Annotated in this window: 23 protein-coding genes and 1 other annotated feature; of the genes, 7 read left to right on the top strand and 16 right to left on the bottom strand. The window is 37.8% G+C overall.

Annotated features, from left to right (window positions below; all coding sequences use genetic code 11):
• Positions 1–23 precede the first annotated feature (23 nt).
• Positions 24–256: a binding site (T-box leader), on the bottom strand.
• Positions 257–330: 74 nt separating this feature from the next.
• Complete coding sequence (locus QBK89_RS09755; RefSeq protein ID WP_284140856.1) at positions 331–879, bottom strand: GNAT family N-acetyltransferase; 549 nt, start codon at positions 877–879, stop codon at positions 331–333.
• A 19-nt stretch (positions 880–898) separates the two neighbouring features.
• Entirely contained in the window at positions 899–1,450 is a 552-nt protein-coding gene (locus QBK89_RS09750; RefSeq protein ID WP_284140855.1) for a cysteine hydrolase family protein, read from the bottom strand.
• A 209-nt stretch (positions 1,451–1,659) separates the two neighbouring features.
• Between QBK89_RS09750 and hpaB the strand changes: the two genes are divergently transcribed.
• On the top strand, positions 1,660–3,102 hold the full coding sequence (gene hpaB, locus QBK89_RS09745) for a 4-hydroxyphenylacetate 3-monooxygenase, oxygenase component (protein WP_284140854.1): 1,443 nt from the start codon (positions 1,660–1,662) through the stop codon (positions 3,100–3,102).
• Between the two features lie 90 nt (positions 3,103–3,192).
• Here hpaB and QBK89_RS09740 read toward each other — a convergent pair whose 3' ends face one another.
• The 3 genes from QBK89_RS09740 to ytzI form a co-directional block, all read right to left on the bottom strand.
• On the bottom strand, positions 3,193–3,678 hold the full coding sequence (locus tag QBK89_RS09740) for a DUF456 domain-containing protein (protein WP_284140853.1): 486 nt from the start codon (positions 3,676–3,678) through the stop codon (positions 3,193–3,195).
• A gap of 16 nt (positions 3,679–3,694) precedes the next feature.
• Positions 3,695–4,318 carry a glycerol-3-phosphate acyltransferase gene (locus QBK89_RS09735; protein ID WP_284140852.1) on the bottom strand — a complete coding sequence of 208 codons (624 nt, stop codon included), beginning with the start codon at positions 4,316–4,318 and terminating at the stop codon, positions 3,695–3,697.
• Positions 4,319–4,492: 174 nt separating this feature from the next.
• Complete coding sequence (ytzI, locus tag QBK89_RS09730; protein ID WP_284140851.1) at positions 4,493–4,651, bottom strand: YtzI protein; 159 nt, start codon at positions 4,649–4,651, stop codon at positions 4,493–4,495.
• A gap of 380 nt (positions 4,652–5,031) precedes the next feature.
• Here ytzI and ehuB point away from each other — a divergent pair, with 380 nt between their 5' ends.
• The 4 genes from ehuB (at position 5,032) to ehuA (ending at position 8,356) form a co-directional block, all read left to right on the top strand.
• Positions 5,032–5,910, top strand: a complete 879-nt coding sequence (gene ehuB, locus QBK89_RS09725) for an ectoine/hydroxyectoine ABC transporter substrate-binding protein EhuB (RefSeq protein ID WP_284140850.1) — start codon at positions 5,032–5,034, stop codon at positions 5,908–5,910.
• A 261-nt stretch (positions 5,911–6,171) separates the two neighbouring features.
• Entirely contained in the window at positions 6,172–6,834 is a 663-nt protein-coding gene (gene ehuC, locus QBK89_RS09720; protein WP_284140849.1) for an ectoine/hydroxyectoine ABC transporter permease subunit EhuC, read from the top strand.
• Positions 6,831–7,538, top strand: a complete 708-nt coding sequence (gene ehuD / locus QBK89_RS09715) for an ectoine/hydroxyectoine ABC transporter permease subunit EhuD (RefSeq protein WP_284140848.1) — start codon at positions 6,831–6,833, stop codon at positions 7,536–7,538. Before ehuC ends, ehuD begins: the two co-directional genes overlap by 4 nt.
• 50 nt (positions 7,539–7,588) lie before the next feature.
• Positions 7,589–8,356 (top strand): ectoine/hydroxyectoine ABC transporter ATP-binding protein EhuA, encoded by a 768-nt coding sequence (ehuA, locus tag QBK89_RS09710; protein ID WP_443089777.1) that lies wholly within the window; start codon positions 7,589–7,591, stop codon positions 8,354–8,356.
• Between the two features lie 63 nt (positions 8,357–8,419).
• Here ehuA and murB read toward each other — a convergent pair whose 3' ends face one another.
• The 10 genes from murB to QBK89_RS09660 form a co-directional block, all read right to left on the bottom strand.
• Positions 8,420–9,340, bottom strand: a complete 921-nt coding sequence (gene murB, locus QBK89_RS09705) for a UDP-N-acetylmuramate dehydrogenase (protein WP_284140846.1) — start codon at positions 9,338–9,340, stop codon at positions 8,420–8,422.
• 210 nt (positions 9,341–9,550) lie between these two features.
• Positions 9,551–10,387 (bottom strand): alpha/beta fold hydrolase, encoded by an 837-nt coding sequence (locus tag QBK89_RS09700; RefSeq protein WP_284140845.1) that lies wholly within the window; start codon positions 10,385–10,387, stop codon positions 9,551–9,553.
• A gap of 175 nt (positions 10,388–10,562) precedes the next feature.
• Positions 10,563–11,258, bottom strand: a complete 696-nt coding sequence (locus QBK89_RS09695) for a SurA N-terminal domain-containing protein (protein ID WP_284140844.1) — start codon at positions 11,256–11,258, stop codon at positions 10,563–10,565.
• A 232-nt stretch (positions 11,259–11,490) separates the two neighbouring features.
• Complete coding sequence (locus tag QBK89_RS09690; RefSeq protein WP_284140843.1) at positions 11,491–12,444, bottom strand: siderophore ABC transporter substrate-binding protein; 954 nt, start codon at positions 12,442–12,444, stop codon at positions 11,491–11,493.
• A 286-nt stretch (positions 12,445–12,730) separates the two neighbouring features.
• Positions 12,731–13,486, bottom strand: coding sequence for an iron ABC transporter ATP-binding protein (locus QBK89_RS09685; RefSeq protein ID WP_284140842.1), 756 nt, complete (start codon positions 13,484–13,486; stop codon positions 12,731–12,733).
• Positions 13,480–14,430, bottom strand: coding sequence for an iron chelate uptake ABC transporter family permease subunit (locus QBK89_RS09680; protein WP_284140841.1), 951 nt, complete (start codon positions 14,428–14,430; stop codon positions 13,480–13,482). Before QBK89_RS09680 ends, QBK89_RS09685 begins: the two co-directional genes overlap by 7 nt.
• The gene (locus tag QBK89_RS09675; RefSeq protein ID WP_284140840.1) at positions 14,420–15,373 is read right to left on the bottom strand and encodes an ABC transporter permease; all 954 of its coding nucleotides are present in this window, start codon (positions 15,371–15,373) and stop codon (positions 14,420–14,422) included. Before QBK89_RS09675 ends, QBK89_RS09680 begins: the two co-directional genes overlap by 11 nt.
• Positions 15,374–15,662: 289 nt before the next feature.
• Positions 15,663–16,385 (bottom strand): DsbA family oxidoreductase, encoded by a 723-nt coding sequence (locus QBK89_RS09670; RefSeq protein ID WP_284140839.1) that lies wholly within the window; start codon positions 16,383–16,385, stop codon positions 15,663–15,665.
• A 185-nt stretch (positions 16,386–16,570) separates the two neighbouring features.
• Entirely contained in the window at positions 16,571–17,620 is a 1,050-nt protein-coding gene (gene fni / locus QBK89_RS09665) for a type 2 isopentenyl-diphosphate Delta-isomerase (protein WP_284140875.1), read from the bottom strand.
• Positions 17,621–17,756: 136 nt separating this feature from the next.
• Entirely contained in the window at positions 17,757–18,602 is an 846-nt protein-coding gene (locus QBK89_RS09660) for a VOC family protein (RefSeq protein WP_284140838.1), read from the bottom strand.
• 317 nt (positions 18,603–18,919) lie between these two features.
• On the opposite strand from QBK89_RS09660, the gene QBK89_RS09655 reads away from it, so the two are divergent.
• Positions 18,920–19,489 (top strand): HD domain-containing protein, encoded by a 570-nt coding sequence (locus QBK89_RS09655; RefSeq protein WP_284140837.1) that lies wholly within the window; start codon positions 18,920–18,922, stop codon positions 19,487–19,489.
• A 9-nt stretch (positions 19,490–19,498) separates the two neighbouring features.
• Here QBK89_RS09655 and rsgA read toward each other — a convergent pair whose 3' ends face one another.
• Positions 19,499–20,548 carry a ribosome small subunit-dependent GTPase A gene (gene rsgA, locus QBK89_RS09650; RefSeq protein WP_284140874.1) on the bottom strand — a complete coding sequence of 350 codons (1,050 nt, stop codon included), beginning with the start codon at positions 20,546–20,548 and terminating at the stop codon, positions 19,499–19,501.
• 301 nt (positions 20,549–20,849) lie between these two features.
• Between rsgA and QBK89_RS09645 the strand changes: the two genes are divergently transcribed.
• Positions 20,850–21,470, top strand: a complete 621-nt coding sequence (locus tag QBK89_RS09645) for a hypothetical protein (RefSeq protein WP_284140836.1) — start codon at positions 20,850–20,852, stop codon at positions 21,468–21,470.
• Positions 21,471–21,505 lie beyond the last annotated feature (35 nt).

The raw sequence follows: 21,505 nt of genomic DNA, 5'->3' as shown, positions 1-21,505 counted from the left end.
GCATACAAAAAAACCCCCATCCTGTAAGGGACCGAGGATTGGTGGTACCACCCTTGTTTGCAGCTGTCGATTCCATTTAAAACAAACAACATGCACACTTCATTTGATAACGGTAAAAACCGCGCAGCTCTTCAGCATAATAGCATCTGAGTGCGAAACTCCAAGGCAGGTTCCAGTATCGTCTATAGGAATTTTCACCAGCCATTCCCTCTCTACCATAGACACTATCTGTACTAATCCTTTTCAACGTTTTCTTATTTAATTAAACGAGCATTTGATAAAACTCGTAAAGCTTCATTAATCCTAATATAAAGGGGGCGCACTGTAAAGTCAAGAACTGCGCAGCAATCGCTTTTCATATAAAGAAAAAGCATCTTCGCCAACGCCTGCTTTTCCAATATACGTATATCCAGCCTGTTGATAAAACTTGTTTAACACGTCATTCCTGCCAACACAATCTAGCCGGATACAGCTATTGTTCCCTCCAAGGTTTTGATCAATCCATGCGAGTAGTTTTTTTCCCAGCTGCCGATGACGATATTCTGGATGAACGACCAAGCGATGTAAGTAATAAGCGTGGTCATGCTTTTCACCCCACATTTCAAGATCCCAAGCATTCTGTATATCGGAAAGATTAAACGATGCCTTAATTTGTCCGTTTTTCGCTTCCGCAACATATGTCGTACCTTTGTGAATATCTTGGATAATCTCATTATCTTCGCCACCAGCGCGTAAATACTCCCATTGGGAAATGCCTTTCGCCTGAATCCATACCGCAGCATCCTTCAATATACGAATTACAGCATCTGCATCCGAAGGCGTTGCTTTTCGCAATGGATAGGCATCAAACTGATTCGATATAAAAATTGATTGCGACATGCACAACACCTCCCGTCGTCTATATGACGCGTGCTCCTAATGTCTCTTTAAAATGAGCTAATGCCCATGTATGACCTGCTTGATTAAAGCTGGCAACACCATTTTTATGAACAACAATATCGAAACCCTTGTTAAAGGCATCCACTGCCGTATGCAAAACACAAATATCGGTGCAAACTCCGACCAAATGCAACTCTGTTATCCCGCGTTCACGCAGCTTTAGCTCTAAGTCAGTTCCTGCAAAGGCACTGTATCGTGTTTTATCCATATAATGAACATTTGGAGCTTCCTTATGTGTTTCATAGACCGCTTTTAATCTGCCATATAAATCACGACCAGTTGTGCCAATAATATTATGCGGCGGAAATAGCTTACTTTCCGGATGAAGCTGATCTCCCTCTTTGTGTGCATCAATCGCGAATACGACAAAATCACCTGCCTCAATAAATGCCTCTGTTTCATCCGCAATGTATGTTGCTAGTTCTTGTCCAGGTAAACCACAGGTAAGCTTTCCTTCATCAGCCACAAAATCAACCGTATAGTCAACATTAAGCAATGCACGCTTTCCCATAAGATTGCCTCCTCGATTTATTTTTAGTTCCGCTTATTTGCTATCGTCATTATAGCATGGAAAAAAGAGCAGATGGATTTTTAAGCTTATTTTTTAGCATAAATTACGTTCGACATAGTTAAAGTTTCCATTCCATACCTTTGTAACAAAATTTAATCACAATCAATAAACTAAAAACAAATACTAACTACCATATTAGAGGTGAAAACATGCCTGCTATAACCGGAAATGACTATATAAACCGAATTGATAGCTTAAATACAAGGATATGGATTGACGGGAAACGCGTAACCGGAAAAAAATCAGAGCATCCTGCTTTTAAAGGCGTGATGAAGACACAAGCAGCATTGTATGATTTACAGCATACTGCAACACAACAGGAATCCATGACGTACACGTCTCCTCTAAGCGGGGAGCCTGTGGGACTTTCTTTTTTACAACCGACAACAAAAGAAGAGCTTACTAAAAGAAGACAAATGATTCAGCAATGGGCAAAGCATACGAATGGGATGATGGGCAGAAGTCCAGATTACATGAACACCGTATTAATGGCATTCGCTGCTTCTAGTGATTTGTTGAATGGAGAGGAAAACTGCTTTCCAGAAAATATCCATCAATTCTATGCATTTGCACGAGAAAATGACTTATCTATCACACATACATTTGTTGATCCCCAAGTAAATCGAGCCCAGTTTTATATTGAAGAAAACGATGCACCGATTGCTGCAAAAGTAGTGGATAAAAATGAAGAAGGATTAATCATTAAGGGAGCTCGACTTCTTGCGACACAAGGAGGAATAACCGATGAAATCATGGTTTTCTCAGCCGGTGGCATTCAAGATAAAGCAAACGGATTTGCTTTTGCCATTCCGAGTAATACGAGTGGCTTATCCTTTATTTGTCGCGAATCATTTGTTCTTGGTGAGAACACCTTTAATTATCCGTTAAGCTCAAAATATGAGGAGATGGATACAATCGTTGTATTCGACAATGTATGCGTTCCATGGGAGCGCGTTTTCTACTATGACAACTTGCCCATCTCAAATCGGTTTATTCCGGCAAGTTCTTTTAATGCCTTCGCGCTTCACCAAGTCGTTTCCCGACAAGTTATCAAAACAGAATTTATTTTAGGCATTGTGCAATCCATCATTAAAACGATTCAAATCCAAGAATATCAGCACGTGCAGGAGAAAGCGTCCGAAATAATTATCGCTTTAGAAACTATGAAAGCATTGTTACTTCAATCAGAAGCACAAGCAAAATTAGATGATTCAGGCTTCATGCGTCCTGATCAAACAGTTTTACAAATTGCTAGCAACATATTCCCACGTGCATATCCTCGTTTTGTCGAGATTATACAGCAATTAGGTACAAGTGGCTTAATGTCTATTCCATCAGAGCAAGCTTTTCATTCTGAAAACAGCAAAGATCTCGAGCATTATTTACAAGCTGCAACGAAAGATGCAAAAGATCGCGTCAGGCTTTTCCGACTCGCATGGGATGTATCTATGAGCTCTTTTGGAACACGGGAAGCATTATACGAACGATTCTTCTTCGGTGACCCCGTTCGCTTAGCGACAAAGCTTTATTTTAACTATGATATGACACCTTATGAAAAACAAGTGGGGGACTTTTTAGACTCAGATGCTTAATATCAGAAGTAGCTCCTCCGCCCTTCTCTCAAAAAGCGGCTCGAACAACGAAGTAAACTTCGTGTTCCAGCCGCTTCATCAAATAAATCGTTAAAATAAAACAACAATCAAAAACCACGTAATCATAATAAGTTGCAGAACGAATTTTGCAAATGTACCTCCTAAAAACCCTAAAAGCGAACCAAAAGCCGCTTTAACTGCTTCACTGCTCGTTCTTTTTTGACCCATTTCCACGAATAAAACAGCAATGAATGGGACGAGCAGAATACCAAACGGAGGAAGGATAAAAGAGCCAACAATAACACCTAATGCCGCAACGCGTTCTCCCCACTTACTCCCTCCATACTGCTTTACAAAAAAACGGTTTGTGATGATATCTGCACCGAACAAAATGGCTGTAAGGATGACCATGATAACCCAAAAGGAAACACTAAGCACCGTTGTGTCAATAATGAAATGGTATAAAATAAATGCTACCCATATAAACAGCGCGGAAGGAATGATTGGAAAAACCAATCCGATAAAACTACCGATAAATAATAATGCAATTAATATCCAAATGATGCTATGCAACATGTATCTTCTTCATCTCCTAACTAGCCTTTTTCCCAAACATGCTCGATATTCTCGTTTCTTCTTTTGTTCGAATCCGTTTATAATTATCCAGATGCTTCATCACACTTAAAAAAGATAATATAACAACAATGAGTGCTGGCTCTATGCCGAAAAAGAAATATGTCGTAATTAAAAATGAAACATACATAAAAAGAACACCAATGACAAGATAATCTGTTGTAAACGTTAATAATAGAAGAATACCAATTCCAATAACGGCTATTTTCCAATCGATTGCCAGGAGAATGCCAACAAGTGAAGCTGTTCCCTTTCCACCGTTAAACTTCATAGTAACCGGATAATTATGTCCTAAAATAACAAAAAGTGCGGTAACATAAACTAGCAAATTTCTTGTATCTCCAGTAATTCCATTTTCATTTAAAAGAAATAAAACAAGTAAGATTGCTAACGTGCCTTTAAAAATATCTATAAGTCCGACCAAAATCCCATATTTCCAGCCTAAGAGGATAGTTGTATTAGACGCGCCAGCATTTTTAACTCCTGCGCTTTTAATATCAATTTTCTTTAGCTTTCCAACTAACTGAGATCCATGCAAACAGCCAAAGAGATAACCGATCACACAAACGAAAAGTACAATCATTATTTCCCTCCTTTCTTCTATTATACTGTAAGGGTAAACGAAAGGTTTCACGTTTTTGCTTTAGAAATTCCTTTCATTATTCAAAACGAAATATGCTACTTCATAATAACGTTGTAAACAAAAAAGGGGTCGATTCACCAATAAACGATGATTGATCCCTTTTTTAGAGTTGTTTTAAGGTGTATTATTACCTTCCGATGCGTTGCCCGCTTGATCATTATCTGGGAGCGGATCAATCGTATGCTTATATGCGTACCCTTTCGAAATAGTAAATAATGATAAAACTAAAATAACAACACAGATTGCAATCATCCCAATAATCCAACCAATCATCACTACTCCCCCTTTCCCCATTGCCAGCTATCTGAATGTCTCCACCAGAGCTTCACTAGCCAAACACTTTATATAATTTTATTATACCAAACATCCATATAACTTCCTTCCCCAATCATCAACATCCAGTTAAAAGGAAATTATAGCAATTCATTGGTATTTAAGAGCAAAATTAACAATATGGGAGGATGTTTCAGTATACACAAGCCTATCTTTCTCAATCCCTTTATACCGAAAATATATTCGAATTATCCAAATATACTACGTTTGAATGATAATTCTAATATCGATAGTATTAAAGTGTGTCTGCGTGGGAAGCTCTCGTTTTCCATATCATGTGAAACGCAGACGTTACAGAAAAAAAGGGAGGTCTTTATAAGGTGAAAAAAATAGTCATTGCTTCAATATTAGGGATGTCCTTCTTTCTACTTGCTGCTTGTGGTTCTGATACAAGTGGAGATGGAGAGGACAACTCACTAGAAAAGTTAAAAGAAGCTGGTAAGGTAACTGTCGGCTTTGCCAATGAAAAGCCGTATGCATATGAAGAAGATGGAGAACTAAAAGGTGCCGCAGTAGATATAGCAAAGGCTGTTTTCAAAGAACTTGGCATTGAAGAAGTTGATGGAAAACTATCGGAATTTGGTCAGTTAGTTTCTGGACTTAATGCTAGAAAGTTCGATGTTGTCACTGCTGGAATGGCCATTAAACCAGATCGTTGTGAAAATGTGGCCTTTGGTGATCCAGAAATGAAATATGGGGAAGGACTTATCGTACAAAAAGGAAATCCTCTCGATTTGAAAAGCTATAAAGATATTGCAGCTAATCCGGAGGCCGTCGTATCTGTTATGTCAGGAGCAACTGAAAATGATTTCTTGAAAAGTGAAGGAGTCGACCCAAGCCAAATCCAAAACGCGCCAGACATCCCGGCTACATTTGCAGCAGTTGAATCAGGCCGAGCGGATGCAACAACGGGGACAGAAGCAACTGTACGGATGGCTTTAGAATCAGCAAACTCCGATAAGCTAGAATTTGTTGCCGATTTTGAGCAACCAGATATAGAAGGTGTGCCAAGCTATGGTGCCGCTGCCTTCCATCAGGAAGATAACGCCTTACGCGAAGCTTACAACAAGGAACTTGCAAAGCTAAAAGAAGATGGAACGATTGCTGAAATATTGAACAATAACTACTTTGACGGAGAATTAAATAGTGTTCCAGATACTATTACAACAGAGAAAGTATGTAAAGGAGAAATTGAATAAACGGTTTCATCCTACTTAACTAGAAAAGAAAAAATGATAGAAAACTCCACAGGGTCCGGCTCCCTTACCCAGGGGAGTCAGACCCATTTCTTTTGTGTGTAGCGTGCTTTCATTAATCTCCTTTTCTACCTCCTTCTCCTTACCCGCGTCTCTCCAGATGGATAACACGTTATATTCATCTTCGATAGAAGCATGTTTTACTTCGCATTGAACTTGCTTCGTTTGACGCCATAAAAAACATTCTAAAAGGAGTGATTTACATTGAATACAATAACGGAAGTATTTCCCGTCCTGCTTAAAGGGATGAATATTACAATTATTGTTCTCGTATTATCTGCTGCCTTAGGCTATCTTTTTGCCTTTATTGCAGGACTGTGCCGCCTATCAAACAATGTATTTTTACGGAAATTTACTGGCGTTTATGTTGAAGTGTTTCGAGGCACTTCGTTGATTGTACAGCTTTTTTGGTTTTATTATGCCATCCCGATGCTATTTAATATAAATCTAGGGAATGACCTATTAGCAGGTGTATTAGCAATTGCCCTAAATTATGGTGCTTATATGTCAGAGGTTGTTCGTGGCTCGATCCTATCTGTGGCAAACGGACAAACCGAAGCTGCAACTGCACTTAATATGAATCGTTTTCAGAAGATGCGACTCGTTATTTTACCTCAAGCAATTAAAATGATGCTACCGGAGTTTGGCAATTATTTAATTCAGATGCTAAAAGCTACATCCCTTGTATCGTTAATCGGTATGACAGATATTTTATATCATGGAAATCTACTACGAAGCTCAGAACTATCCATGGCACCAACTATTTATTTTCTCGTGCTCGTATTTTATTTTATACTTGCTTTACCATTGATCTTTCTTACTAGAAAAATGGAAAGCATTTCAAAGAAAGGGGTGGCTAGTCAATGAATTGGAAATGGGACTTATTCTTTGATGCATTCCCACTCATTCTAGAAGGGCTTAGTATTACCGTAGCACTGACAATCGCTTGCTATCTCTTTGCACTCATTTTTGGATTCGCTTGGACATTTTTAAGACGTATCCCTATTAAAATCGTTCATTGGACGGTAACATGGGTGATGGAGTTTATCCGATCCACCCCTCCACTTGTTCAGTTGTTTTTTATTTATTATGCTTGGCCAATGATTCCTGGAATTGGGGTATCGCTACCAGCATTTTTAAGTGCGGTGCTTGGAATTGGTCTACATTATAGTACGTATATTGGTGAGGTTTATCGTTCAGGAATTGAAAGTGTAAATAAAGGGCAATGGGAGGCTTCTAAAGCGTTAAATTTCTCTACCATACAGAAATGGAGAAAGATTATTCTTCCACAGGCAGTTCCACCTACCATTCCAATGCTAGGAAACTATTTAATTATTATGTTTAAGGAAGTTCCCCTTGCAGCGACGATTGGTGTTACAGGTATGCTGCATATTGCCAATGAATTCGGTGCACAGCATTTCCGATATTTAGAATCTCTAACGATTGTAGCGATTTTATTCCTTGTTCTAAGCTATCCTTCTGCTATTATGATTCGGAAGCTAGAACAAAAAATCAATCGCCGTTTTGATAAGGATGAAGCCCTACAAGAAAGTAAAGGAGCTGTAGTGTAATGACAGATACTACGATTAAAAAAGAGATAAAAAAACAAGATTTTTCTCAAATGGAACCCATTGTGAAATACGAAGATATCCATAAAGCATTTGGCGATGTCGAAGTATTAAAAGGCATTAATTTGGACATTCGACCTGGAGAAAAAGTAGCCCTTATCGGACCGAGTGGCTCTGGAAAGACAACGATTATTCGTATGCTCATGACATTAGAGGAGCCGACATCTGGAGAAATAATTGTAGATGGCAAAAATCTCTGGCACATGGAGAAAAATGGTCAGCTAGTTCCAGCGAACGAAAAGCATTTACGAGCCGTTCGAGGAAACATTGGTATGGTATTTCAGCATTTCAATCTGTTTCCACATATGACAATCTTAGAAAATTGTATGACAGCGCCAATTCATGTGCAAAAGGAAAGCAAAGCCTCTGCAAAACAACGCTCCATCGAAATGCTTGAAAAGGTTGGTCTTGGAGATAAGCTAGATAATTACCCTAACCAGCTTTCCGGTGGTCAAAAGCAACGTGTTGCAATGGCACGTGCACTTGTCATGCGGCCGAAGATTATGCTGTTTGACGAGGTTACCTCTGCGCTTGATCCCGAGCTTGTTGGTGAAGTGCTTGAAGTAATTCGAGATATTGCCCGCGAAGGAGAAATGGCAATGGTTCTTGTAACACATGAAATGGAATTCGCTCAGGAAATCGCCGATCGTATCGTATTTCTTGATAATGGTGTCATTGCAGAAGAAGGTTCACCAAGTGAAGTGTTAGAGCACTCTAAAAATGAACGGCTTGCTAGCTTCTTAAGTAGATTCCGTTCTTAGTTATAAACAGTGATGCAAAAGCCAGTACCACTCCGATTATTAAATGGAATGGTACTGGCTTTGTTATTTCTCTAAATCCTCGCCAATAATACGAACTTCTCTTTCTAGACGGACACCGAATTTTTCTTTTACCGTTGCTTGAACATGTTGAATCAATTCAATGTATTCCGTAGCGGTAGCATTCTCTTTATTTACAATAAAGCCGGCATGCTTTAAGGATACCTGTGCACCACCTATTTGCTTTCCTTGCAGTCCACTATCCTGAATTAATTTCCCTGCGAAGTATCCTGGTGGTCGTTTAAACACACTACCACAGGATGGATATTCTAACGGCTGTTTTGATTCACGCTTAAAGGTCAAATCATCCATCACTGCTTTTATTTCCTCATAGTCACCTGCTTGTAAAGCAAAGGTTCCTTCTAATACAATGTAACCATTGTCCGGAATATTGCTCGTACGATAGTCTAGTGCTAATTCTTCGGCAGCCAAATTCAGTAGCTCCCCATTCCGATCGACGACAATACAGCTTTCTAGCACGTCTTTTATTTCACCGCCATATGCACCTGCATTCATGTATAACGCTCCTCCAACAGAGCCGGGGATACCGCAAGCAAATTCTAATCCTGTCAATCGTAAGTGTAGCGCTTCGCGTGAAGTATCAATAATGCGCGCCCCACTTTGCGCCGTGATTTTCAAACCGTTTCCAGCGATTTTGTTCAGTTTTCCGAGGTTCATCACAATGCCACGGATACCGCCATCTTTAATAATTAAGTTCGAGCCATTACCCAAAAGCGTAAACGCAATGTTTTCTTTGTTTGCTAGCTTTACAATTTGCTGTACTTGCTCATACGTTTCTGGTGTGACAAAAAAATCAGCCTTGCCCCCGAGCTTCGTGTACAGATGATCCTTTAAACATTCATTCATCAACACGTTTTGCTTAGATGCAATGCGAACTAGTTCTTCATACACATGATGATTTATCAATTAAACCATTCCTTTAGTCATTTTCCTTCATTTGATCATTAAAAATTCCCATCCTTTATATTGTAAGCTAAAAAATAATACCTTTCCACTCTAAAAATAAGATATTCTACCAAAAGAGATGTTCATAAAAGGAAAGGAAATAATAGCAGCTTGCTTCATTATCGTTTTTTCCTCGCTTAAAACGGTCTACAAGACATCCATAGGGCAAATCTACTCTGAAATCCCATCATATGTGCCATATAAAAAATCGTGAATAAGTTTGTCTACTTGTGTACTTTCATGTAATGCACTATGACCTAATGATTTGTCTTCAATGATAATCTCTTTGTATTGTTCAATGGAAACCAAGGACTGGAGAGATTGGACACTTTCCGTTACCGCTATGTCATCTCCTGTACTACCTATATTGAGCACCTGCAATTCCTTTGGTATTCGATTTTTACGGGTGCTTAACATTTCTAACGCTTTTGAACCACGCTTTAAATCTACTGCTGCTTGGTCCTGATGAACATTAAAATAATCAGACCGGTAAATACCCGCAAAAGGGCTTCCAATGGCAACAAATTTTTCGGTGCGTGGAAGTGCATCAGCACCGGCATGGTCCTCCAAATATTTTAATGCAATGATCCCGCCCATAGAATGACCAACAATATTAATTCGCGGGATTTGAAACTCTTTTTTCAAATGTTGCAGTACACTAGCTAACCAAAATGAAGTGTTTTCAAAGCTCGCACGATTGTCTTCAAAAATAACCTGTACATATACCGGTTTATTCGTCTTCATGCTACTATTCGCAACCTTGATTCTCCCTTCAGGCGATACTTGGTAAACGAACGTTTTCACACCCCATTGGTACTCTTTTTCAAAACGTTGCAGCATCCCATTAAAAGAGCGATGGGTTCCTTTATAACCATGCACAAAAACCGTTGGAACACTTGGAATCTTTTTTGAATACGCGGAACGGGATTCTTTTTCTCCTCTATTTAGAAATAAGATGAGAAAGACAGATATTATGACGACGGTGATAATGATATAGATTCGTTTCAATGTCCTCCTCCTCGTATAATATGATCTCACAGCTTTTATTACCCTGTTTTCCCTCATTATAAGCGAGCTCCACTACATTATGCTCGCCATGCAGTTTCCTTTTATTTTACCGTAAATGAAGCAGCATTTTCCATAAATAAAAAAGCCACCGTCCATTTGGAGCGATGGCACAAGCTTATATTAACTTTTCAATCGTAGCATTCTTTTTTAGTTTCTCTAATTTTGCTTGTAGCTGCTCCTGCTGCTTTTGCTTTACAAGCTGTTCTTTAATCGTTGGTTTGATTTCCTCTAGCTTTGGAATTTCTTTGTTTTGTTCTTTTAATTGATCATAGGTTTTCTTTATTTCATCCTCGGTAACATCTTTTACTTGCATTGTTTCATCTACATATTTTTCTAAAATAAGATTGAGCTTTACCTGATACTTAAATGTATCTTCTGTTAAATGGTATTCCTTTAAATAGGCAGCTAGCTGCTCTTTATTTTCAGCTTTAAACGTATCAAATTCCGTTTTCACCTCTTCCTCTGACACGTTCACGCCTTGTGCCTCGGCATCTTGCTTTATAAGCTCTTGTGCTACAAGCTCGTCCAATGTTTGATTCTTTAACGTTTCCTTATCACTCGTATCCTGTCCAAACTGATGCAGGCGCATCTTTGTTTGTACATAAATCGAATTGTAATGTGACCCCTTTATTTCCTGATCATTGACATGGACAACAACTTTATCTTCCTCTACCTTTTCCGCATCACTAATCTCAATACTTTTCGATTGCTGTGCTGCTTCCTTGTTTTTAGAATCATCCTTATTATCACCACAGGCACTTATAACGAGTAAAAGCATGCCTGCAACAAGTGCTATCCATATTTTTTTCATTCAAATAACCTCACTTCTTGTACATTGTTTCTCTATTCAAACATAACGCAAACAAAAAAATCAAGTTAGAAAACAAACCTCGAGTCTCTCAAAGCATTGCACCGCTAGGCTTGACTACCATAGTTTACAATTACATAACAAATTTAATTGGCTTTTCCGTTGCAATACATGTTCGTCACAGTTCAAAAAATGGGGTTGTTCCAAAAGAACACCCCCAATCACCACCCAATTATTACAGACTCTCTTCTACTTCTTTTATCATTTCCTTTACTGATACAAGTCCGCCCCCTGAAAGATACCAAAATTCAGGATCTAAATACTTGATACGATCATTTTTATATGCATTTGTTTGCTTTACTAGCGTATTTTCTACGAGCTGTTTAGCAGAGGATTCTCCACCAACTGCTGCGCCACGATCAACTACATAAAGGATAGCCGGATCTTTTTCGAGCACATATTCAAAGGATACATTCATCCCATGTGTTGATGCTTCAATTTTATCATCTACAGCTGGCACACCAAACACATCATGAATTAAACCAAAGCGTGAATTAGGACCATACGCACTAATTTTATCATCATTCGCAAGAACGATTAGCGCTTTTTCATCCATATCCTTTGTTTTCTCTTGCAGGCCTGCAATTGATTGATCGATTGCTTTTAACTCGTTATCTATTTCCGACTGCTTATCAAAGATATCTGCTACAACTTGCATGTTTTCTTTAAATGAGTCCATATATTTTGTAGGATCAACACCTAAATAAATGGTTGGAGCAAGCTCTTTTAGCTGATCATAAACAGCAGATTGACGACTAGAGATAATAATTAAATCCGGATTAATTTCAGCTATTTTTTCAAAATCAGGCTCTTTTAAACTTCCTACATTTCCGTAATCCTCACTAGCAAATTTTTCTAAGTATGAAGGAATAACACCTGCTTGTGGAACGCCGGCTACTTTAATTCCAAGCTTATCCATTGTATCTAAAATTCCAAAATCAAATACAACGACTTTCTCAGGGTTTTTCGTTACTTCCGTCGTATCTAATTCATGCTCTACAGTAATTGTTTCTGCTTTCTCAGCAGTTCCTTCTTTTGCTCCATTTTTCTCATCTTTATCTGATGTGCCACAAGCTGCAACGAATAAAGTTAATAATCCAATCACTAACAACAGTTGAAGTTTTTTCATGCTTACATCTCCTTTTCAGCTTATATATATCACTTGTGCTGGCAACTGCATTGCCCCACATTATGGTTTACTTTATTTATTTTAATAATTAAAGAATCGATTCCTCCTTTTAACATGATGGTTTATATAAAAAATTGCCTTTTCTCTAAACGCGTTTACCTATTTGTAGAAATAGGTTAAAATAAACATGTGAGAGTTCCACGCAATGGTTCCTATACGTATTTTTCCATTGCGAGGAGCTTTTTTTTATTCAAATGAGACGTTTCGAGCAGACAACACAAGTGATCTAAAAGTACACACAAATTCGTTTGTCATCGATATTCTTAATATCAATATCCATATCATAAATATCCTTTAATACACATTTATCGATAACATCACACGTACGACCTTGCTTGACAATCTTCCCATCCTTTAAGGCGACAATATAATCTGAATAACATGATGCAAAATTAATATCATGAATTACAATCAAGATCGTTTTTCCTAGTTCATCCACAAGTCTGCGTAATGTTTTCATTATTTGTACGGAATGACGCATATCCAAGTTATTCAACGGCTCATCAAGCAGAATATATTCTGTATCTTGCGCGATTACCATCGCAATATGTGCACGTTGTCGTTGTCCACCACTTAATTCATCCAAGAATTTATCCTGCATGTCTTCAAGCTCCATGTACTGAATTGCTTCATTTACTTTTTCCCAATCTTCTTTTCCTAGCTTCCCTTGCGAATAAGGAAATCTCCCAAAGGAAACAAGCTCTTTAACTGTTAGCTTCAAATTGATGGCATTCGACTGCTTTAATATCGATATTTTCTTAGCTAGCTCATTGTTCTTTGTTTTCATAATATCCTTGCCATCGATTGTAATGTCGCCATTATCTTTTGCGATTAAGCGGCTAACCATTGATATCAATGTACTTTTACCAGCGCCATTGGGCCCGATAAAGGATGTAATTGTTCCCTTTTCAATAGATAGAGACACATCATCAATCACTTTTTTCTGATTGTATGACTTGAATAAATTTTTGATATCTACCATGATTTATTCTCCTTTAACAAAAGATATATAAAATAGACGCCACCAACAAAATTGATGATAACACTAATCGTCGTCTCAAATGTAAACACCTTTTCAACGATAAACTGGCCACCAAGCAATGCAATAATACTGATTAACATGGAACCGATAATTAAATAAAAATGACGATATGTTTTTAAAAATTCATAAGCGAGATTGACCACTAATAGTCCGAGAAATGTAATTGGTCCAATTAAGGCAGTCGCAATCGATATAAGCACCGCAACCACGATGAGTAAGTGTTTAACGACGCGATCATATGGAACCCCTAAATTTACAGCATGATCTTTCCCTAATGCAAGCACATCCAAATATTTATAAAACCGGAGGAAATACAGCGTAACGCCGATAATAAGTGCCATGGATAAATAAACGAGATTTGTATTAACATTGTTAATGCTTGCAAACATTTTATCCTGTGCAACCATAAACTCATTTGGATCAATAAGTACTTGCATAAACGATGTAAAGCTTCCGAAAAATGTACCAAGAATCATTCCGATTAACAACAGAAAATAAATATTGTTCTTCTCGCCTTTAAATAGAAGCTGGTAGAGGACGAGTGAGAAAAGCACCATAAATCCGATAGAGACCAAATAATTCACATTACTATTCATCATCACGAGTGAGCGCGAACCAAAAACAAAAATAATGATTGTTTGAATGAGTAAGTAAAGCGAATCTAAGCCTAAGACACTTGGCGTTAAAATACGATTGTTCGTAATCGTCATAAAGATTGCTGTCGAGAACGCAATTGCTCCCCCAGTAAGAATGATCGCTACGACCTTGATGACTCTTCGCGGCAGAATATAATCAATATTACCGTGTAAATCGTAGAAAATGAACAAGATAGCTAATAACAAAGCGATAACAGCTAATATGATTGTTTTTTTTCTATAACCCATAGCGTTTTCTCCTTATTAGCAGATACATAAATAAGCCGCTTCCAATCACACCTACTGTTAAACTGATCGGAATCTCATACGGATAAATAATCACTCTGCCAATAATGTCACAAGCTAAAACAAATATTGCCCCTAGTAATGCGGTATGCACTAAGCTTTTCTTTAAATGATCCCCTTGATAAATGGTAACGATATTGGGGATAATTAAGCCCAAAAACGGAATGACACCAACAGACAAAACAACCGAAGCAGTAACAAGTGCAACAATAATTAACCCTAAATTAACTACCTGACGATAATTAAGCCCAAGATTTTTAGCAAAATCTTCTCCCATTCCAGCGATCGTAAATTTATTCGCATATAAATATGCCATCACAAGAATTGGAATACTAATATACATGATTTCATAATTTCCACTCATTATCATCGAGAAGTCGCCTTGCATCCAGGAAGACATGTTTTGGATGAGATCATTTTTATAAGCAAAAAAAGTAGACACCGAAGTGATGATGTTTCCGAACATCAAACCGACAAGCGGAATGAAAATAGCATCTTTGAATTTAATCTTCTCCAAGATTTTCATAAAGAAAAATGTTCCTAATAAAGCAAATGCAAACGACACAAGCATCTTTTGAAGTGGGGTAGCTGCCGTAAATATCATTAATGAGACAAGCACACCAAGTCTTGCTGCATCTAATGTTCCAGCCGTTGTCGGTGAAACGAACTTATTACGACTGAGTTGTTGCATAATAAGCCCAGAAATACTCATACTCATGCCAGCAATTAAAATACTAATAAGTCTAGGAATCCTACTGACCGTGAGAATATGAACCTGCTCTTCCGACATGGAGAAAATATGGAATATAGAAATGTTTGAAACTCCGATAAAAACGGAGGCGATTGATAAAAGAATAAGCACAACTACTAAATAACGTATTTTCATAGTAAGTCCTTCTCGTTTTAGGATTACGAATGTATCCACAATCCTCTCCCCAAAACGGCTCCATTTATAATGATTATTATTTTTATATCATTCTAATTAATAATGATATTCATTATCAATTACATGTATTTCGAGTATAGCATATTTCAAACGAACGTCAATAGTGGCATACGAAATGTCTATATAAATAGTTCTATTCATTTAAGCGTTGTAATTAATCAAATGACGATTGCAACATAAAAAAAGACACAACCTTTTTATTATAAAAGATTGCGTCTTTACTATCCTTTTATTTTCGCTTTACTTCACAACCTTCATCCGTACAGTAAGTCGTTTCTGACTGCTGTGGATTCAAGCTTTGTAGTACTGGCTTTTCATGTTGTTCTTGCCACACCCGTTCAAGGACTTCCGAAAACACCTCTACTGGCTGTGCCCCAGATACCGCATACTTTTCATTAAAGACAAAAAACGGTACACCCTGGACTCCAATTTCCTCTGCCTGTTTTTCATCAGCACGCACGTGGAAGGAATAGGTTTCTGAATGAAGCATTTCCTCTGCCTCTTCTCGTGACAGGCCGACTTCCTCAGCTAAATCCACCAATGTTGCATAATCACTAATTAGCTTGGAATCTGTAAAATATGCTTTTAATAATCGTTCTGTCATTTCAGCACCTTTGCCTTTTTTAGCAGCAAATTTAGCTAAACGATGGGCATCAAAGGTATTTGCTGGCTTCATTGAATCAAAATGATACTGTAAGCCTACCTCACTTGCCTGCATTGCAATGTTTTCATTCATCGTTCTTGCCTCTTCAACTGAAACCCCATACTTTTGAGAGAGCGCTTCATGGATGCTAATGCCAGGATTTTTTTCACCGTCTTTGTTTAATTCATAGCTTTTATACTCAATAGAAACATTTTTTGTATGTGGAAAGCTTTCTAATGCTTTCTCTAGTTTTCGTTTCCCTATATAACAAAATGGGCAAACAAAATCAGACCACACTTCAATTTTCATCATAGCACCTCATTTCTGTATGTTATTTTAGCATATTCCTTCATTAGGAATACATCATTGTGCTTATAGGAATGGAGCTATCGGAAAAAGATTATAGATTTTATTCCTTCATGCGCAGAATTTTTTAAAAAAGCATCGGTCAAATGGAAGCTCCAATTGACCGATGCATTGCAATGGGAAATGATTTATTCCTCTAATAAGGATTTCCCCATAATCGAAACACGCGTCGTATTTTTTAAGTCTGTTAACGTTTTTGCACCAATTCCAAACATCGTTATTTTTAATTCTAATTCGATTTGATCCATTGCTTGAATGACCGCTTCTGTTGACTCTGTTGCTGCTTGAAGAAGCTGACGCGCATAGCCAATCACATCTGCCCCAATGGTTATCGCTTTCGCAGCATCTACACCTGTTTTCATGCCACCGCTTGCAACAATTGGAACATTTCCGAGCTTGCTTTTCACTGATACGATACAGTCCTTTGTAGGAATTCCCCAGTTATTAAACGCTTCTGCTGCTGCCTTACGTAATGGATCCTGTGAGCGAAGCTTTTCAACCTGACTCCACGAAGTACCACCTGCACCTGCAACATCGATGTAAGCTACTCCTGCATTGTAAAGCTTTTCAGCTACCGTTCCATCAATACCAAAGCCAACTTCCTTTGCTCCAATTGGAACAGAAACATGCTTACAAAGCTGTTCTATTTTTGGTAAGAGCGAATCAAAATTCAAATCTCCTTCATCCTGAATTACTTCCTGAAGACTATTTAAATGTAATACAAGTGAATCCGCTTCTGTTTGATCCACAATACGTTGTGCTTCCTCTACGCCATAGCCATAATTTAACTGAACAGCACCTAGGTTGGCAATTAACGGAACCGTTGGCGCTTGCTTTCGTATAAGAAAGGAGTCCTGATGGGCATCACTTTCTAATAAGGCGCGAGTGGAGCCAAGTGCAATCGCCCACCCTTTTTCCTCTGCTGCTCTTGCAAGATTCTGATTGATATCTGTAGCAAGCTTCGAACCACCAGTCATTGAGCTGACTAAAAATGGTGCAGAAATTTTCTTATTTAAAAAAGATGTTCCTAGCTGAATATCATTAAAATTGATTTCTGGTAAAGCATTATGTATAAAAGCTATCCCTTCTAAGCCTGTTGATTTATTTATTCCTTCTACCTGGTCATTCAAGCAAAGACGAATGTGCTCCGTTTTCCGTCTGTTAATTCCTTCCTCCACCATCTATGTCACATCCTATTGTCATGTTTTTCTTCTATTAGCTTAAAAAAGAACCCTCACAATTACCTTCATCATACCAAATATTTATGGAAAAGTAATTGAAGAGTTCGAAACTGTTAAGCAATCAAGGAAAATCTCAAAATAAAATAATATTTCCACTTGGATCTTGTACAGTATAATATTCACTCTGAGTGTTAACAGAATAGCCTAAATCTACTAAACGATGCTTTACTTTTTCTCTTTGCTCTTTTGACAACGCAACACGAAAGTATTTTATTCCTATAGAAAGAGGGTGAGGTTTTTTTCCACCCAGACTATTCCACGTATTTAATCCAATGTGGTGATGATAGCCACTAGTCGAGATAAATCGTGCTTGTTTTCCATAATTAGATACAACATCAAATCCAAATCCCAATGAATAAAATGCTGTCACCTCTTTTAAATCATGAACCTGTAAATGAATATGCCCAATTCTGGTTTCCTTTGGCAAACCCGACCACACGCTTTCTTCTGTCTCCTTCAATAAATCGTCAACATCTAGAGGCAAAGTTGCCATCTTGACTTCACTTTGTCCATTCCATTTCCATGTATCGGGGGCACGGTCAATATAAATTTCAATCCCGTTTCCATCTGGATCTGCAAGATAAATGGCTTCACTTACAAGATGGTCGGAGGCTCCTTGTATTGAGTAACCCGTCTTTAATAGGTGATAAAGTGTGCTAGCTAAGTCACGTCGCTTTGGCAGTAGATAGGCAATATGAAATAACCCTGTTTCCCCTGGATTTCTCGGAATTGGGTTTTCAATTTCTTCTATAGTTAACAAAGGGTCTATCCCATTAAGCGTCAAAGTCGCTTCTTTTTGCTTGCTTTCTAGCATATTAAATCCTAAAACCCCTTGATAAAATGAAAGTGAGCGTTTTAGATTACTCACTTTTAAATGGATATAATCGACATATATAGCAGGATATGAGTGAAACTCCATTACACGTATTCCTCTCCAAACAAATAATTTATTTTAGTTTACTTGTTTACCCATGGATTGAAAAGAAAAAAGGCTCAAAATAACTTGACAATGAGTAAAACAATATCTACATCTGGTGTGAGTGCTTCTCTTCATCCCTTCTTCCAGCCTCTATTCACTTCAGCACACGCCATTAAAATAGTACATGTGTGCTATAATAACATTATGCCTAAAATTGTTAATCATTACCAAAGGAAAATCACCATTCTAAAAGCTCAAAGGAAGCAATGCTCGAAACTCTTACACTCGATTTGTACCTTACCGAAAGGAGAACTAAAATGAAAAACAAAGCAAAATCATTTGCATCCCAGGCCCATAGCGGACAGGTTCGCAAGCATGGAAATGTTCCTTATATTACCCACCCAATTCGTGTAGCTGCATTACTAGAAAGCGCTGGTTGCCGTGATGAGCTTGTTTGCGCAGGGTATTTGCATGATGTCGTAGAAGATACTACCTGTGAGCTCGAGGATATTGAGAATGCATTCGGTTCCGTTGTATCAGCGCTTGTTGCCGCACATACCGAAGATAAATCGAAATCATGGCAGGAGCGGAAACAACATACAATCGATCTGGTTCGAACTGCAAATGAAGAGGTAAAACAACTCATTGTTGCTGATAAATTAGATAACTTGTTAGATATTGAAAAACAGTATAATGAAATCGGGGAGAAAGTGTGGCACTTATTTAATGCACCAAAAGAAAAACAGCAATGGTATTATGAAGCAATTGCTGCAAATATGTATATGGGTTATTCCAATCAAAAAGCGCCCGCATTTTTCCATGAATATGAGAAAGCGATACAACGGGTGTTTCATCCTAAAAATGACTGGCAGGCAAATACCTGCTAGTCATTTCATTTATTTCTTTTTCGTTTGCTTATAGTGCGATTTTTGTTGTTTCGTAATTTGCTTCCACTTACTTTTCTCAAGCAGCTTTGCTTTTTGATCCTGTCTTCTTTGTTCAAAGGCAAGCTCTCGTTGTAGCTTTAAATAGCTTTGATATCGCCCTTCAGATAATTCGCCTACAGCGATTGCTTCTTGGACTCGACAGCCGGGCTCTGTTTCATGCTGACAATCACGAAATTTGCAAACTTCTGCAAATGCTTCAATATCTTGAAACGTTGTATCCAACGCTGTATCGCCATCCCATAGCTGAAGCTCTCGCATGCCTGGTGTATCAATTACCATTGCGCCATTCGGAAGAAGAAAAAGCTCACGATGCGTCGTAGTATGACGCCCTTTGCTATCATCTTCCCTTATTGTTTGTGTTACCTGTACATCACGCTCCATCCAAACATTGATAAGCGTTGACTTTCCTACACCAGATGATCCAAGTAACACGATCGTTTTTCCTTTTTCGATATATGGTACCAACTGCTCCAACCCTTGCCCTGTAATACTACTTATTGGAACTATCGGAATACCGATTGCAACTTCTTCTATTTTTTCTATTGCTTGTTCGACATCATCTAATCTACATTGGTCTGCTTTTGTTAATACAATAATTGGACTAGCACCACTTTCATAAGTGGATAGAATATAACGCTCCATTCTTCTCACATTTAAATCGTGATTTAACGAATGGACGATTAGTACATAATCCATGTTGGCGGCAACCACTTGCGCCTCTGTCTTAAATCCGGCAGCCTGCCGAACAAATGCACTTTTACGCGCTAACAACCCGGTAATTACTGCTTTCTTTTCCATCTTAAGTTTTTGGACTTTCACCCAATCACCAACCGCTGGAAAATCTAATGTATCTGTTGCCTCATTTAAAAAACGACCACTTACATGTGCAATATATTCTGTTTCACCATCGGAAACTTGATAGCTATTTTTTTGTACAGTAATAACGCGCGCAAATTGTGATTCATCTTGCACCGATATTGCTTGGTCCCATCCAAGCATGTGTAATGGATTCAATTTTTTTCCTCCCTATTGGATGGAGGAAGCGTCTTTTTTATACGAACAGTTCCTCCATTTTGATGTAAGTTAACGTCATGCTTATTTTGCTATTGAAAATCATAAAACATCACTCCTTTCAAAATGGATGAACAATATTAGCTTTACTATACTATATTTTTATGCTAATTTAAAATGATTTTATATGAAAATATTTGTTACTTTTGAATTATTTACAAATATTCCAACAAAAGGTACAATAGGTAAACCTATGTATTTGGGCTAAAAGTAACAGGGAGGAATATTCATGGAAAATCAAACAAATCAAGATCACAAGGATACTTCCGTAGTAGAAGAAACTAAGGCCTCTGAGAACAACACTGCGAAAGATTACTTCCAATTCGTCAAAGAAACAATACAAACACCGGATTTAATTCTAAGCAATGATTATAAAGGCTATCATATGTTTGGTTTAATCAACATGATTGTATTCGTTGCTTTAATTATTCTTAGCGAATTTATTGGCACAATGACATTATATGGTGAGTTTTCATCTTATTTTACCTCCTTTGAGGATTACTTTGATCATTTTAGTCGTGCCATTTCCTATGCCATCGCTTTAGCTGCACTTTTACCCGTCTATAAATGGTATGCTGAGAAATTAGGAAGTAAACTTACTGTAAATTACTTTATGGAAAAGCTAGGTGCAACGTTTATTATTCCAGTAATTTTATTAGCTGCCTCGATTCCACTGGAAATCTTGGACATTCAAGTACACTATTGGCTATCGTCTCTAGGTCCAAGTTTTATGTATGTTGGTGTATTTTTAATATCCTATTTATATGTTGCACGAAACAATTTAAAAGTAGCTACTGTTTTCCTCTTTGCATTTTATTGTTTCTATCGAATTATTTTAATGCTTATTTAATAGAGGATTACAGAAAAAACCAGACAGTAGATCGA

Source organism: Virgibacillus sp. LDC-1 (assembly GCF_030137545.1).
In the GTDB taxonomy this organism is placed as follows: domain Bacteria; phylum Bacillota; class Bacilli; order Bacillales; family Amphibacillaceae; genus LDC-1.
This window is presented reverse-complemented; position numbering and strand designations above follow the sequence as displayed.

What these genes read in the sequence shown, in the direction of transcription:
- QBK89_RS09675 (WP_284140840.1), bottom strand. Translation starts at nt 15,373, where the DNA reads ATGAAAATACGTTATTTAGTAGTTGTGCTTATTCTTTTATCAATCGCC.
- QBK89_RS09655 (WP_284140837.1), top strand. Translation starts at nt 18,920, where the DNA reads ATGAAAAACAAAGCAAAATCATTTGCATCCCAGGCCCATAGCGGACAG.
- ytzI (WP_284140851.1), bottom strand. Translation starts at nt 4,651, where the DNA reads ATGATTGGTTGGATTATTGGGATGATTGCAATCTGTGTTGTTATTTTA.
- QBK89_RS09755 (WP_284140856.1), bottom strand. Translation starts at nt 879, where the DNA reads ATGTCGCAATCAATTTTTATATCGAATCAGTTTGATGCCTATCCATTG.
- ehuD (WP_284140848.1), top strand. Translation starts at nt 6,831, where the DNA reads ATGAATTGGAAATGGGACTTATTCTTTGATGCATTCCCACTCATTCTA.
- QBK89_RS09690 (WP_284140843.1), bottom strand. Translation starts at nt 12,444, where the DNA reads ATGAAAAAACTTCAACTGTTGTTAGTGATTGGATTATTAACTTTATTC.
- QBK89_RS09645 (WP_284140836.1), top strand. Translation starts at nt 20,850, where the DNA reads ATGGAAAATCAAACAAATCAAGATCACAAGGATACTTCCGTAGTAGAA.
- QBK89_RS09695 (WP_284140844.1), bottom strand. Translation starts at nt 11,258, where the DNA reads ATGAAAAAAATATGGATAGCACTTGTTGCAGGCATGCTTTTACTCGTT.
- QBK89_RS09680 (WP_284140841.1), bottom strand. Translation starts at nt 14,430, where the DNA reads ATGGGTTATAGAAAAAAAACAATCATATTAGCTGTTATCGCTTTGTTA.
- QBK89_RS09685 (WP_284140842.1), bottom strand. Translation starts at nt 13,486, where the DNA reads ATGGTAGATATCAAAAATTTATTCAAGTCATACAATCAGAAAAAAGTG.
- QBK89_RS09740 (WP_284140853.1), bottom strand. Translation starts at nt 3,678, where the DNA reads ATGTTGCATAGCATCATTTGGATATTAATTGCATTATTATTTATCGGT.
- QBK89_RS09660 (WP_284140838.1), bottom strand. Translation starts at nt 18,602, where the DNA reads ATGGAGTTTCACTCATATCCTGCTATATATGTCGATTATATCCATTTA.
- QBK89_RS09735 (WP_284140852.1), bottom strand. Translation starts at nt 4,318, where the DNA reads ATGATTGTACTTTTCGTTTGTGTGATCGGTTATCTCTTTGGCTGTTTG.
- hpaB (WP_284140854.1), top strand. Translation starts at nt 1,660, where the DNA reads ATGCCTGCTATAACCGGAAATGACTATATAAACCGAATTGATAGCTTA.
- QBK89_RS09750 (WP_284140855.1), bottom strand. Translation starts at nt 1,450, where the DNA reads ATGGGAAAGCGTGCATTGCTTAATGTTGACTATACGGTTGATTTTGTG.
- ehuA (WP_443089777.1), top strand. Translation starts at nt 7,589, where the DNA reads ATGGAACCCATTGTGAAATACGAAGATATCCATAAAGCATTTGGCGAT.
- QBK89_RS09670 (WP_284140839.1), bottom strand. Translation starts at nt 16,385, where the DNA reads ATGAAAATTGAAGTGTGGTCTGATTTTGTTTGCCCATTTTGTTATATA.
- rsgA (WP_284140874.1), bottom strand. Translation starts at nt 20,548, where the DNA reads ATGCTTGGATGGGACCAAGCAATATCGGTGCAAGATGAATCACAATTT.